The 13,107-nt window shown below is 61.7% G+C and carries 13 protein-coding genes; all 13 read left to right on the plus strand.

All coding sequences use genetic code 11. From position 1 onward, the window contains the following. Positions 1-1,346, plus strand: a 1,346-nt coding sequence (rho, locus tag AUR04nite_RS05675; protein ID WP_141362853.1) for a transcription termination factor Rho, incomplete at its 5' end; no start/stop codon positions are given. A 172-nt stretch (positions 1,347-1,518) separates the two neighbouring features. Next, positions 1,519-2,592 carry a peptide chain release factor 1 gene (prfA, locus tag AUR04nite_RS05680; RefSeq protein WP_141362855.1) on the plus strand — a complete coding sequence of 358 codons (1,074 nt, stop codon included), beginning with the start codon at positions 1,519-1,521 and terminating at the stop codon, positions 2,590-2,592. Positions 2,593-2,603: 11 nt separating this feature from the next. After that, on the plus strand, positions 2,604-3,533 hold the full coding sequence (gene prmC, locus AUR04nite_RS05685; RefSeq protein WP_141362857.1) for a peptide chain release factor N(5)-glutamine methyltransferase: 930 nt from the start codon (positions 2,604-2,606) through the stop codon (positions 3,531-3,533). A gap of 59 nt (positions 3,534-3,592) precedes the next feature. Beyond that, positions 3,593-4,321: an L-threonylcarbamoyladenylate synthase gene (locus AUR04nite_RS05690; RefSeq protein ID WP_141362859.1), complete on the plus strand. Its 729-nt coding sequence runs from the start codon at positions 3,593-3,595 to the stop codon at positions 4,319-4,321. Next, on the plus strand, positions 4,318-5,457 hold the full coding sequence (locus tag AUR04nite_RS05695; RefSeq protein ID WP_141362861.1) for an MraY family glycosyltransferase: 1,140 nt from the start codon (positions 4,318-4,320) through the stop codon (positions 5,455-5,457). Before AUR04nite_RS05690 ends, AUR04nite_RS05695 begins: the two co-directional genes overlap by 4 nt. 42 nt (positions 5,458-5,499) lie before the next feature. After that, a complete protein-coding gene (locus tag AUR04nite_RS05700; RefSeq protein ID WP_141362863.1) occupies positions 5,500-6,039 on the plus strand; it encodes a hypothetical protein in 540 nt (179 codons plus the stop codon). 286 nt (positions 6,040-6,325) lie between these two features. After that, the gene (gene atpB, locus AUR04nite_RS05705) at positions 6,326-7,117 is read left to right on the plus strand and encodes a F0F1 ATP synthase subunit A (RefSeq protein WP_141362865.1); all 792 of its coding nucleotides are present in this window, start codon (positions 6,326-6,328) and stop codon (positions 7,115-7,117) included. A gap of 108 nt (positions 7,118-7,225) precedes the next feature. Continuing rightward, the gene (locus AUR04nite_RS05710; RefSeq protein ID WP_038990456.1) at positions 7,226-7,438 is read left to right on the plus strand and encodes an ATP synthase subunit C; all 213 of its coding nucleotides are present in this window, start codon (positions 7,226-7,228) and stop codon (positions 7,436-7,438) included. An 80-nt stretch (positions 7,439-7,518) separates the two neighbouring features. After that, positions 7,519-8,073 (plus strand): F0F1 ATP synthase subunit B, encoded by a 555-nt coding sequence (locus AUR04nite_RS05715; RefSeq protein ID WP_141362867.1) that lies wholly within the window; start codon positions 7,519-7,521, stop codon positions 8,071-8,073. After that, positions 8,073-8,885, plus strand: a complete 813-nt coding sequence (locus tag AUR04nite_RS05720; protein ID WP_141362869.1) for a F0F1 ATP synthase subunit delta — start codon at positions 8,073-8,075, stop codon at positions 8,883-8,885. Before AUR04nite_RS05715 ends, AUR04nite_RS05720 begins: the two co-directional genes overlap by 1 nt. A 125-nt stretch (positions 8,886-9,010) precedes the next feature. Beyond that, on the plus strand, positions 9,011-10,648 hold the full coding sequence (gene atpA / locus AUR04nite_RS05725; protein ID WP_141362871.1) for a F0F1 ATP synthase subunit alpha: 1,638 nt from the start codon (positions 9,011-9,013) through the stop codon (positions 10,646-10,648). 78 nt (positions 10,649-10,726) lie between these two features. Continuing rightward, positions 10,727-11,620 carry a F0F1 ATP synthase subunit gamma gene (locus AUR04nite_RS05730; protein ID WP_141362873.1) on the plus strand — a complete coding sequence of 298 codons (894 nt, stop codon included), beginning with the start codon at positions 10,727-10,729 and terminating at the stop codon, positions 11,618-11,620. Positions 11,621-11,657: 37 nt separating this feature from the next. After that, positions 11,658-13,106 (plus strand): F0F1 ATP synthase subunit beta, encoded by a 1,449-nt coding sequence (atpD, locus tag AUR04nite_RS05735; RefSeq protein ID WP_141362875.1) that lies wholly within the window; start codon positions 11,658-11,660, stop codon positions 13,104-13,106. Position 13,107 lies beyond the last annotated feature (1 nt).

Here is a 13,107-nt window from a genome sequence, read left to right on the forward strand (position 1 = left end):
GGGGCGATCGCAACGAGCGCAACAACGACCGCAATGAGCGCCGTGAACGCCGCGAGCGCAACAACGACCGCAATGACCGCGGGGATCGCAACGAGCGCGGCAACAACCGCCGCGACCGCAACGACCGCAACCAGGATCGCAACGACCGGAACAACCGCAACCGCCGGAACCGCCGCGACGACGACGAGCCGCAGCTGAGCGAGGACGACGTCCTGCTGCCGATCGCAGGCATCCTGGACGTGCTGGAGAACTACGCATTCGTCCGCACCGCCGGCTACCTGCCGGGCCCGAACGACGTCTACGTCACCCTGGGCCAGGTCAAGAAGTACAACTTGCGCAAGGGCGACGCCATCGTCGGTGCCATTCGCGCACCGCGCGAGGGCGAAACCCCGAACCCGCGCCAGAAGTTCAACGCTCTGGTGCAGCTGACCTCCGTGAACGGCAAGAAGCCAGAGGACAACAAGGAGCGCGTCGAGTTCAACAAGCTCGTGCCGCTGTATCCGACCGAGCGCCTGCGCCTGGAGACCGACCCGAAGAAGGTCGGCCCGCGCGTCATCGACCTGGTCGCCCCGATCGGCAAGGGCCAGCGCGGCCTGATCGTCTCGCCACCCAAGGCCGGCAAGACCCTGATCCTGCAGTCCATCGCGAACGCCATCACCACCAATAACCCAGAAGTGCACCTGATGATGGTGCTGGTGGATGAGCGTCCCGAAGAAGTCACCGACATGCAGCGCACCGTCAAGGGCGAGGTCATCGCCTCGACCTTCGACCGCCCGGCCGATGACCACACCACCGTGGCGGAGCTCGCCATCGAGCGCGCCAAGCGCCTGGTGGAACTCGGCATGGACGTCGTCGTCCTGCTCGACTCGATGACCCGCCTGGGCCGCGCCTACAACCTGGCGGCCCCTGCCAGCGGACGCATCCTCTCCGGCGGCGTGGACTCGGCGGCCCTGTACCCGCCGAAGCGCTTCTTCGGCGCCGCGCGCAACATCGAAAACGGCGGCTCGCTGACCATCCTGGCCACCGCGCTGGTGGAGACCGGATCCAAGATGGACGAGGTCATCTTCGAGGAGTTCAAGGGCACCGGCAACATGGAGCTGCGCCTTTCGCGCCAGCTGGCAGAGAAGCGCATCTTCCCGGCGGTCGACGTCAACGCGTCCTCCACCCGCCGCGAAGAGGCCCTGATGAGCGCCGAAGAGGTGCGCATCATGTGGCGTCTGCGCCGCATGCTCTCGGGCATCGACCCGCAGCAGGCGCTGGAAGTGCTCACCGGCAAGATCCGCGAGACCCAGTCCAACGCGGAGTTCCTGATGCTGGTCAACAAGACCACTCCGGACAAGCACTAGTTCCGCACCCGCCATGGCGTCCAGCTGTTGATTCAGCTGGACGCCATCGGCGCGTCAGCGTGCCGCTGCCACGCAGATCACGCCAGCACGCTCGCAGCGTGTCATAGATTTAGCCGTAGAATTTAATTCGGCCACCACCGGTCCCGCGTAGACATAAAGGAAGAGCTACACCATGTTTGAATCCGTCAAGTCGCTACTTGAGGAGCACGCCGCGATTCAGGCGCAGCTCTCCGATCCTGCGGTCTACGCCGACCAGTCCCTGGCCCGCAAGCTCGGCCGCCGCTCGGCGCAGCTGAACGGCATCGTCGAGGCCTACAACAAGTGGCATGCCGCCACCGAGGACCTGGAAGCCGCCAAGGAAATGGCCGACGAGGATCCGGACTTCGCCGAAGAGGTGGAAACCCTCACCGAGCAGCTGCCCGCGCTGGAGGAAAAGCTGCGCCGCCTGCTGATCCCGCGCGATGAGAACGACGGACGCAATGTCATCCTCGAAGTCAAGGGCGGCGAAGGCGGCGACGAGGCAGCCCTGTTCGCAGCAGACCTGCTGCGCATGTACACCCGCTACGCGGAGCACAAAGGCTGGAAGGTGGAGATGATCTCCTACAACGAGTCCGACCTCGGTGGCTACAAGGACGCCCAGGTGGCCATCAAGGGCTCGTCCAACGACCCGGCGGAGGGCGTCTACGCCCACCTGAAGTTCGAGGGCGGCGTGCACCGCGTACAGCGCGTACCTGTCACCGAATCCCAGGGCCGCATCCACACCTCCGCCGCCGGCGTGCTGGTGCTGCCGGAGGTTGACGAGCCCGAAGAGGTGGAGATCCACCAGAACGACCTGAAGATCGACGTCTACCGCTCCTCGGGCCCCGGCGGCCAGTCGGTGAACACCACCGACTCCGCGGTGCGCATCACCCACCTGCCCACCGGCATCGTGGTGGCCATGCAAAACGAGAAGTCGCAGATCCAGAACCGCGAAGCGGCCATGCGCGTGCTGCGCTCGCGCCTGCTGGCCCACCAGCAGGAGCAGATCGACGCGGAGAACTCGGCCCAGCGCGCCAGCCAGATCCGCACCATGGACCGTTCCGAGCGCATCCGCACCTACAACTACCCGGAAAACCGCATCGCTGACCACCGCACCGGCTACAAGGCCTACAACCTGGACGCGGTGATGGACGGCGACCTGCAGCCGGTCATCGAATCCTGCATCCAGATGGACGAGGAAGAGCGCCTGGCGGCGCTGGGCGAGTAGCCTGCAAGCCCATGGCGTCTGAAATCAGCACCGGCGGACGGCACGGCGCTTCCGCGCAGGACCAGCAGGATGGGCGCGAGGCCCGGCACCTGCAGATCTCTGCGCTGCGCCGCGCCGGCATCGCCCAGCTGGCCGCCGCCGCAGTGCCCAGCCCGATGGCGGACGCGGACCTGCTGGCTTGCTTCGTGCTCGGCATCGACAAGCCCGAGCTGAAGCTGCGCGAGCTGCGCGGCGAGAGCTTCACCGCGCAGCAGGCAGCGCAGTTCCGCGAGCTGCTTGCCGCCCGGGCCACCCGCATCCCGCTGCAGCATCTGACAGGGCAGGCATTCTTCCGCTACCTCACGCTCAAGGTGGGCCCCGGGGTCTTTTCCCCGCGCCCGGAAACCGAAGGCGTAGTCCAAGTGGGGCTCGACTTCCTCGCCGCGCAGCAGCTGGCGCATCCGCGTTGCGTGGATTTGTGCTCGGGATCGGGCGCAATCGCCGCGGCCCTGGCCACCGAGGCCGCGGGCTCGGAAGTCTGGGCGGTGGAGCTCTCCGACGACGCCATCGGCTACACCCGGGCCAACTGCGAACCCGTGGGAGTCACTGTGCTGCACCAGGACGCCTCTAAGCTCCCTGCCGAGCTGGAGGGCACGATGGACCTGGTCGTCTCCAACCCGCCCTACATTCCCCCCAATGCGGTGCCGCGCGAACCCGAGGTGCGCGAGCACGATCCGCAGATGGCGCTCTATGGGCTGGGGGAGGACGGGCTGCAGATCCCGCGGGCCATCGCCGCTCAGGCCCGGCGCCTGCTGCGCCCCGGCGGGATGTTCGTGATGGAACACGCAGAAGTCCAAGAGCACTCGGCGGCCCAGCTATTGCGCGAGGCCGGCTTCGCCTCGGTGACCGGGCACCTGGATCTGAGCGGCAGGCCCCGGTCTACCAGCGGCATCGCTTCCTGAGGCGCCCTTTGCGGCGCGATGAACCATAAACCAGCACCAGCACATGAAAGAATGAACCCGTGAGCACACGATTTTCGGTCAGCAACGAGCAGGAATACGCCGATGGCCTCGCGGCCGCGCGCCAGGCGCTGTCGGCCCAGCGCTGCATTGTCCTGCCCACAGACACCGTGTACGGGATCGGCGCGGACGCCTTCAGCGCGCAGGGCGTAGCCATGCTGCTTGCCGCCAAGGGACGCAGCCGCACGATGCCCCCTCCGGTGCTGATTTCCCAGGTCGCCACGATGGATGGGCTGGCCCGCGACGTTCCCGATGACGCACGCAAGCTCGCCGAGGCCTTCTGGCCCGGCGCGCTGACCCTGATCCTCCAGGCCCAGCCGTCGCTGACCTGGGATCTGGGCGAAACCCGCGGCACCGTGGGGCTGCGCGTGCCCAATGACCAGACGGCCCTGGATCTGCTGGCCGTCACCGGCCCGCTCGCCGTGTCTTCGGCCAACCGCACCGGAAACCCCGCCGCCACCACAGCCGACGAGGCCATGGACCAGCTGGGGGAGTCCGTCGACGTGTATCTCGACGGGGGCTCCCGGGGCGCTGACGGAGAAGAGGTGCTGCCTTCCACCATCGTCGACGCCACCGGAGAGACGCTGCGGGTGGTGCGAGCCGGCGCCATCAGCATTGCAGAACTGCGCGTCGTGGTGCCGCAGATCCTCGACCTCGGACAAGAGCCTGACGCAGGCGCCGCCGCTTCAGAACCCCAGCCAGGCCAGGACGCCACCGGCCAGGACGCATGAGAAGCTATGTCATCCTGATCGCCTTCGGATTTGCGGTCTCCTACCTGCTCACACCGATCGTCAGATCGGTCGGGGAGAGGTACACCGTCGGGCAGAAAGTCCGCGCCAGGGATCAGCACAAGAGCCCCATCGTGAAATTCGGTGGAGTGGCGATCATCGCCTCATTCCTTGCCGGGCTCGCCCTGGCAAGCCAACTGCGGTTCTTCAACGGCATTTTCAGCAACCCCGAGCCGATCATCGGCATCGTGCTGGCAATGCTGCTGATCCTTGTCCTGGGGCTGGCCGATGACCTCTTCGACTTGCGCTGGTATGTGAAGCTGGCTGCCCAGATCACGGTGGGCCTGATCATTTCCACCCACGGCATCCTCATCCAGTCGCTGCCGGTGGGTTCGTGGGAGATCGACTACAAGTGGCTACAAATACTAGTCACTGTATTCTTGATCGTTTTGACGATGAATGCCATCAACTTCTCCGACGGGCTCGATGGACTCGCCGCCGGCCTGGCCGCCATCGGCGCCGCAACCTTCTTCGTCTATTCGTACATCCTGGCCACTCACGTCAGCGCCGAGGACTATGCCAATGTCGGAGCACTGCTCTGCTCGCTGCTGCTCGGCGCCTGCTTAGGCTTCCTTCCGCACAATTTCAACCCGGCGAACATCTTCATGGGTGAAACAGGCGTGCTCGCAATCGGACTGGTTCTTTCGGTATCCGCGATCGCCGTCACCGGCGATGTGCGCGGACTGGAAGCGCAGAGGTTCCGGAACATCCCCGCCTATATGCCGATGCTGCTGCCGATGGTGATCGTCTTCCTACCAGTACTGGACCTTGTGCTCTCTGTTTTCAGACGCTTGGCGAATAAGCGCTCCCCGTTTTCGCCCGATGCAAAGCACATTCACCACAAGATGCTTGCCCAAGGTCACTCGGTGCGTCGAGCAGTCATATTGCTTTACATTTGGGCCGGAACCATCGCCGTGACTGTGGTGTCTATCGCATTCATCCCAGTCGAACTGGTCTGGCCCATCGCCGTGCTGGTGTTCTTCGGCGTCGCCTTAGCAACGTGGAAACCGCTGGTCGTCGAGCGGTGGAGTGCCCTACGGGTGAAGTTTGGAAAAAAGTCGAGCGGAAAATTGCCCTAGCCTGGATCCCGACAATCACTTCTATCTCGTGTAGAATTCAATGTGGATCTTCTTCCTTGGGCTTTGCGGCCCTGGGAGGACTTGAGTTTCATCAGCATCGATGGGTGCATGATGGTCGTTCGATTTAGACGAAGAAAGGATGCGGACTTGGCTTCTGGTTCTGCCCGCGTCAGTGCTTCGTCTGCACCGAAGTCCATCTGGCTGCCGATTCTTGGCCTGTCATTGGTGTACTCGATCATTGCGAGCTTGGCCTTTTTCCTGATTTCTTGGCTGATCGCTGATCTTCAGTACGCACTCTCCGGGGCCCTGGCCGCCGGAATGGTTATTGGCTTTTTTGCTATTGGCATTCTCATTGCCGAAGCTGCCGGACGAATCCGCCGTTCGTGGGCTATGCCCGCATTTCTTGCGGTATTCGTCGTCAAGGTCTTCGGCATCGCCTTCGTTCTGTTGAACCTGGGGTTGCCCGTTTGGGTCGACCGCCAGGGATTCGTGCTTGCAGCTGCCATCTCTCTCGTTGCCTGGCAGGTTGGCGAGGTGCGTGCCTTCATGAAGGCCCGCCTTGCAATCTATAACGAAGAGTAGGCCCAGCCTTCCGACAAATATGTCAAAGGAATGCTGTGAGTTTGATAAGCTTACTAACGGGTCATTTTCGGCCGTGCGCATAATCGTGCGCGGTTGAATCGGAATTCATCTTCAGGGAGACCTGAGGATGGCACTCTATCAGAGTTGATGCTTTTCTTGGCAACTCTGTGAGTTGCCCGTTTGATCTTTTCTTCACACGGTGAAAGGCAGTTACCGCCAGTCACCACCTTTTGCCCGTGACCGTTACTGCAGAGAGGACAGCGCGTTGCTCGCGTTTGCGCTCCCAATGGCCTCAGAAGAAGGCGGATTCGTTCCGCCGACCGTATCCGACACCCACCTGCCAGAGATTTTCCCTTGGCTGGCTGAGTACGGTACGGGTTTCGGCAAGCAGATGCTCATGATCGTACTCTCGATCGTGCTCATCACTTGGTTCTTCACCGCAGCCATCAAGAACCCGAAGCTGGTTCCAGGCAAGATGCAGTACATCGCTGAATCCGGTTACGCCTTCGTGCGTAACGGCATTGGCCGCGACATCATCGGCGAGAAGAACTTCCGTCCATGGGTTCCTCTGCTGTTCGCGACCTTCTTCTTTGTACTGCTGAACAACCTCTTCGGTGCAATTCCGTTCCTGCAGCTTCCATCGTTCTCACACGCTGGTTCTGCATACGCGATGGCAATCATCATCTACGGCACCTGGATTGCCGTAGGCCTGAAGAACCACGGTATCCGCTACTTCAAGCTGGCCGTTGTTCCGTCCGGTGTTCCGGGCTGGATCATGCCGCTGATGATTCCGTTGGAAATCATTTCAAACTTCATCGTTCGCCCGCTGACGCACTCGCTGCGTTTGATGGCAACGATGCTGGCTGGTCACATGATCGTGATGCTGGCTGCCGCCGGCGCACGCTACCTGATCGTAGTTCAGGACAACTTGGCCATGAACGGCCTTGGCGTTCTGATCATTGCCGGCTCGGTCGCAATGTACTTCCTGGAACTGCTGATCATGGTTCTGCAGGCGTTCGTTTTCGCCCTGCTGACCGCGATCTACGTCCAGGGTGCGATCGATGCTGACGCACACTAAGCCATAACTTCGTCACTTCCAACCATCAAAGTTCTTCCTTGAGCCACTCAAGGAATACCTCACAACCTACCGGCAAACAGCTCGGTATCTTGAAAGGAACATAATCACATGTTGCACGGCTCCCTGAATATGATCGGCTACGGCCTGGCTGCTATCGGTTCGGCCATCGGCGTGGGTCTGATCTTCGCTGCTTACATCAACGGTGTTGCACGTCAGCCAGAGGCTCAGCGTATTCTGCAGCCAATCGCCATGCTGGGCTTCGCCCTTGCAGAAGCACTGGCCATCCTGGGCCTGGTCTTCGCCTTCGTCGTCGGCGCCTAGTCTTTTCGCAACTGTAGTGGCCTCGCCACTATCGCGAGGCAGACACACAAGCGAAAACTAGTAGATAAGGAATAGTGAGAATGAACAGCACTGACTTCATCCTCGCTGCGAGCGAATCGGCCAACCCGCTGGTGCCAAACCCGTGGGAAATTCTCGTCACGGGCGTTGGCTTCGCGCTCCTCTTGTTCATCGTCGTCAAGGTGATTGCTCCGAAGTTTGAGCAGTCCTACGAAGATCGCGTCACCGCGATCGAAGGTGGCTTGGAGAAGGCCGAGGCTGCGCAGAAGGAAGCAGAGGAGACCTTGGCACAGTACAAGGCCCAGCTTCTGGAAGCCCGCACCGAGGCAAACCGCATCCGCGAGGATGCTCGTAGCGAAGGTGCTCAGATCCTCGCAGATCTGAAGACCAAGGCAACCGATGAGGCTACTCGAATCACCGAGCAGGCTCAGCGTCAGATCTCGGCCGAGCGCACTGCTGCTCTGTCGTCGCTTCGCACCGACGTGGGCACCTTGGCCACCGAGCTTGCAAGCAAGATTGTTGACGAAGCTCTGAAGGACGATGCCCGTGCACAGCGCGTGGTTGATCAGTTCCTGAACGATTTGGAAGCTCAGCAGAACGCAGGTGCATCGAACTAATGGCAAGTGTATCGAGCGAGTCATTGGCAAAGGCTTTGGAGTTCGCTGAACCCAAGCTGGCACAGGCATCAATTGAGCTGCCGAAGGAACTGTTCGCGGTCCTGGAAGTACTGGATGCAAATGCCGGTCTCCGCCGAGCATTGACTGACCCAGCCCGTGAAGCCGCCGAGAAGGCAAGCCTGTTGGCACAGCTGTTGCGCGGAAAGGTTTCGGCAGATGCCGAGGCCATCGTCGCCCAGCTGGCTTCCACCCGCTGGAGCTCGGAACGCGACATTAGCGATGCGCTCGAAACGCTGGCTGTCACTGCGGTGACCGCAGTGGCCGAGCAGCAGGACGGGCCTTCGGGGCTGGCCAAGCTGGAACAGGATCTGTTCTCCTTCATCGAGGTAGTTCGTGCTAACCACGAACTGCAGCGTGCGTTGGATGATGCGCAGGCCCCAGCCGAGGCAAAGAGCGCTCTGGCGCTCAAGCTCGTGCCAAACGCGTCGAAGACCTCGCAGGCGTTGATCTCCCAGGCAGTTTCCGCCCCTCGCGGGCTGAAGCCGGTTTCCCTGGTTGAGCGCTTCGTTGAGCTGGTTGCCAAGCGGCAGCAGCGCTGGATCGCAGCGGTGACCAGCTCGGTCCAGCTTTCGCAGGCACAGCTATCGCGTCTTGAGACCAGCTTGAACAAGATCTACGGTCGCAAGCTGAAGCTCAACGCCACTACCGATCCATCGCTGGTCGGTGGCCTGGTCGTGAAGGTTGGCGACGAAGTTGTCGACGCTTCCGTGGCATCTCGTGTGGCCGAGTTGCGCCGCGCCCTGGTTGGCTAGGACTTTCTTCCCAGGCCCTTGAGGCTCGGGATCAAGTTCTGGCCCGCCAGGACCACCACAGACTTCATTCACATCGATTCATCGCTTTGCCGGTGGATCACAATTTAGGAGAGCAGGGACTGCAGATGGCCGATTTGACCATCAACGCTGACGACGTCCGTAATGCCCTAAACGAGTTCGCATCATCCTACGAACCGGGTAAGGCATCGCGTACCGAAGTGGGTCGCGTTATCACCGCGAGCGACGGCATCGCAAAGGTGGAAGGCCTTCCTTCCGTCATGGCTAACGAGCTGCTGAAGTTCGAAGACGGCACTCTGGGCCTGGCCCAGAATCTCGACACCCGCGAAATCGGTGTCGTTGTGCTCGGCGACTTCACCGGCATCGAAGAAGGCCAGAAGGTAGAGCGCACCGGCGAGATCCTCTCGGTTCCAGTCGGCGACGCCTTCCTCGGCCGCGTGGTTGACCCGCTGGGTGAGCCACTGGACAACCTGGGCCCAATCGAGTCCGAGGGCCGCCGCGCCCTGGAACTCCAGGCACCAGGCGTAACCGAGCGCAAGTCGGTTCACGAACCGCTTCAGACCGGCATCAAGGCAATCGACGCCATGATCCCGATCGGCCGTGGCCAGCGTCAGCTGATCATTGGCGACCGCCAGACCGGCAAGACCGCAATTGCCGTCGACGCCATTCTGAACCAGAAGGCGAACTGGGCAACCGGCGACCAGACCAAGCAGGTTCGCTGCATCTACGTAGCAGTTGGCCAGAAGGCTTCGACCATCGCAGCTGTCCGCCAGACCCTTGAAGAGCAGGGCGCACTGGAGTACACCACCATCGTGGCGTCCCCAGCATCCGACCCAGCCGGCTTCAAGTACCTGGCACCATACGCAGGTTCGGCCATCGGCCAGCACTGGATGTACGGCGGCAAGCACGTTCTGATCGTGTTTGACGACCTGTCCAAGCAGGCTGAAGCCTACCGCGCCGTGTCGCTGCTGCTGCGCCGTCCGCCAGGACGCGAAGCTTACCCAGGCGACGTCTTCTACCTGCACTCCCGCCTGCTTGAGCGTTGTGCAAAGGTATCGGACGAGCTCGGTGCAGGTTCGATGACCGGTCTGCCGATCATCGAAACCAAGGCGAACGACGTCTCGGCCTTCATTCCGACCAACGTCATCTCCATCACCGACGGCCAGATCTTCCTGCAGTCGGACCTGTTCAACGCCAACCAGCGCCCAGCTGTCGACGTGGGTGTCTCCGTGTCCCGCGTGGGCGGTGCCGCTCAGGTCAAGGCCATGAAGAAGGTTTCCGGTACCCTGAAGCTTGAACTGGCTCAGTACCGCGACATGCAGGCGTTCGCAATGTTCGCTTCGGACCTGGATGCAGCTTCCAAGCAGCAGCTGACCCGTGGTGCACGACTGATGGAACTGCTCAAGCAGGGCCAGTACCAGCCGTACGCCGTCGAGGATCAGGTTGTCTCCGTGTGGGCCGGCACCAACGGCTACCTGGACGATGTTCCTGTGGAAGACGTACTGCGCTTCGAGCGCGAGTTCATCGACTACCTGCGCCACCGCACCGAGGTTCTGACCGTTCTGGCTCAGACCGGCAAGCTGGAGGACGAGACCGTTGAAGCACTGAAGGCCGGCGTCGCCGACTTCAAGGCTGGCTTCTTCGGTCAGGGCGATGACCAGCTGGTTGCAGCCGGCCGCGAAGAGCACACAGCTCTTGACGCCGAGTCCGTTGACCAGGAACAGATCGTCAAGCAGAAGCGCTGACATTTTCCATAACGTTTAGGGGTACGGCGCCAGCTTTGGCGCCGCGCCCCAAACGTTGGGAATAAGGAAAGGACACACATGGGAGCCCAGATTCGGGTCTACCGCCAGAAGATTGCCTCGACCTCGTCGATGCGCAAGATCTTCAAGGCGATGGAACTGATCGCTGCATCCCGCATCGGCAAGGCACGTTCGCGTGTCGCGGCTTCGCTGCCGTATGCCAATGCGATCACCCGTGCAGTTACCGCCGTCGCGTCCCAGGCCGATGTTGACCACCCGCTGACTACCGAGCCGGACAACGTCCGCCGCGCGGCAGTTTTGGTGATGACCTCGGACCGAGGACTTGCCGGGTCCTACTCCGCCAGCGTTCTGAAGCAGGCAGAGCACCTCGTGGAACTCCTGCGTGAAGAAGGCAAGGAAGTCAAGACCTACTTGGTCGGCCGCAAGGCCCAGGCTTACTTCGACTTCCGTTCGCGCGAGTACGCCCGAGTGTGGACCGGGAACACCGATTCCCCGCATTTTGAAACCGCACGCGAGCTGCGCGAAATCCTCCTAGAGGACTTCGCTACCGACTACGAGCAGGGCGGCGTGGATGAGATCCACGTTGTATACACCCAGTTCAAGTCGATGGTCACGCAGGAACCGACGGTTATCCGTCTGTTGCCGTTGGAGGTTGTCGAGGAAGAGACCGAGACTCCGACCGACGAACTGTTGCCACTGTACGAATTCGAGCCATCGCCGGAGGAAGTGCTGGATGCACTGCTGCCGCGTTACATCGATTCGCGTCTGTTCAACGCCCAGTTGCAGGCTGCCGCCTCCGAGCTCGCTGCACGCCAGCGTGCGATGAAGGCCGCAGGCGACAACGCCGGCGAACTGATCAAGAAGTACACGCGACTTCGTAACAACGCCCGTCAGGCTGAAATCACCCAGGAGCTTTCGGAAATCGTCGCCGGCGCAGACGCGCTGAACGACTAAGACCGAAACCTTCCTACCAGAGATAGAAGTGAGAAAGATGACTGCCCAACTCAATGAGCAGGTTACCGCAGGGGCCACCGGTCGTATTGCCCGCGTGATTGGCCCGGTCGTGGACGTCGAGTTCCCTGCCGATGCGATGCCTGCAATCTACAACGCACTCACCGCTGAGTTGACCCTCAACGGCGAGACCAAGAAGATCACCTTCGAGACCAGCCAGCACCTTGGCGACAACCTGGTCCGCGCCGTGTCCCTTCAGGCCACCGACGGCCTGGTTCGCGGCACCCAGGTGACCGATACCGGCGCTGCTATCTCCGTGCCAGTTGGCGACGGAGTCAAGGGCCACATCTTCAACGTGCTGGGCGACGCCCTGGACGTTGACAACTCGGAGATCCAGGTCACCGAGCGCTGGCCAATCCACCGCCAGCCACCGAAGTTCGCAGACCTTGAAGGCTCGACCGAGATGCTGGAAACCGGCATCAAGTCCATCGACCTTCTGACCCCTTACATCAAGGGCGGCAAGATCGGTCTGTTCGGCGGCGCAGGCGTGGGCAAGACCGTGCTGATCCAGGAAATGATCACCCGTGTTGCACGTAACTTCGGCGGTACCTCGGTATTCGCCGGTGTTGGCGAACGCACCCGTGAAGGTAACGACCTCTGGGTCGAAATGGACGAGGCAAACGTTCTGAAGGACACCGCCTTGGTGTTCGGCCAGATGGATGAGCCACCAGGAACTCGTCTGCGCGTGGCACTGTCCGCTCTGACCATGGCGGAGTACTTCCGCGATGTGCAGAACCAGGACGTGCTGCTGTTCATCGACAACATCTTCCGCTTCACCCAGGCCGGTTCCGAGGTGTCGACCCTGCTGGGCCGCATGCCTTCCGCCGTGGGCTACCAGCCGAACCTTGCCGATGAGATGGGCCTGCTGCAGGAACGCATCACCTCGACCAAGGGCCGTTCGATCACCTCGATGCAGGCAGTTTACGTGCCTGCGGATGACTACACCGACCCGGCTCCGGCAGCGACCTTCGCCCACCTGGATGCAACCACCGAACTGTCGCGTGAAATCGCGTCGCGTGGTCTGTACCCAGCAATCGACCCGCTGACCTCGACCTCGCGCATCCTGGATCCTCAGTACATCGGTCAGGACCACTACGACGTGGCTATCCGCGTCAAGGGCATCCTGCAGAAGAACAAGGAACTTCAGGACATCATCGCCATCCTCGGCATCGACGAGCTGGGCGAAGAGGACAAGATCGTCGTGGCACGTGCACGCCGTATCCAGCAGTTCCTGTCCCAGAACACCTACACTGCAAAGCAGTTCACCGGTGTCGAGGGCTCGACCGTTTCCATCAAGGACACCATCGAAGGCTTCAAGGCCATTTGCGATGGCGACCTGGACCACATTGCAGAGCAGGCGTTCTTCAACGTCGGTGGTTTGGACGACGTTGAGCGTCAGTGGGCACAGATCCAGAAGGCCAGCAAGTAAC

Source organism: Glutamicibacter uratoxydans (genome assembly GCF_006539925.1).
Lineage (GTDB): Bacteria > Actinomycetota > Actinomycetes > Actinomycetales > Micrococcaceae > Glutamicibacter > Glutamicibacter uratoxydans.

Coding starts and splice junctions, on each gene's coding strand:
- prfA (WP_141362855.1), top strand. CDS start 1,519: ATGTTTGAATCCGTCAAGTCGCTACTTGAGGAGCACGCCGCGATTCAG.
- AUR04nite_RS05715 (WP_141362867.1), top strand. CDS start 7,519: ATGAACAGCACTGACTTCATCCTCGCTGCGAGCGAATCGGCCAACCCG.
- atpB (WP_141362865.1), top strand. CDS start 6,326: ATGGCCTCAGAAGAAGGCGGATTCGTTCCGCCGACCGTATCCGACACC.
- AUR04nite_RS05695 (WP_141362861.1), top strand. CDS start 4,318: ATGAGAAGCTATGTCATCCTGATCGCCTTCGGATTTGCGGTCTCCTAC.
- prmC (WP_141362857.1), top strand. CDS start 2,604: ATGGCGTCTGAAATCAGCACCGGCGGACGGCACGGCGCTTCCGCGCAG.
- AUR04nite_RS05710 (WP_038990456.1), top strand. CDS start 7,226: ATGTTGCACGGCTCCCTGAATATGATCGGCTACGGCCTGGCTGCTATC.
- AUR04nite_RS05730 (WP_141362873.1), top strand. CDS start 10,727: ATGGGAGCCCAGATTCGGGTCTACCGCCAGAAGATTGCCTCGACCTCG.
- atpD (WP_141362875.1), top strand. CDS start 11,658: ATGACTGCCCAACTCAATGAGCAGGTTACCGCAGGGGCCACCGGTCGT.
- atpA (WP_141362871.1), top strand. CDS start 9,011: ATGGCCGATTTGACCATCAACGCTGACGACGTCCGTAATGCCCTAAAC.
- AUR04nite_RS05720 (WP_141362869.1), top strand. CDS start 8,073: ATGGCAAGTGTATCGAGCGAGTCATTGGCAAAGGCTTTGGAGTTCGCT.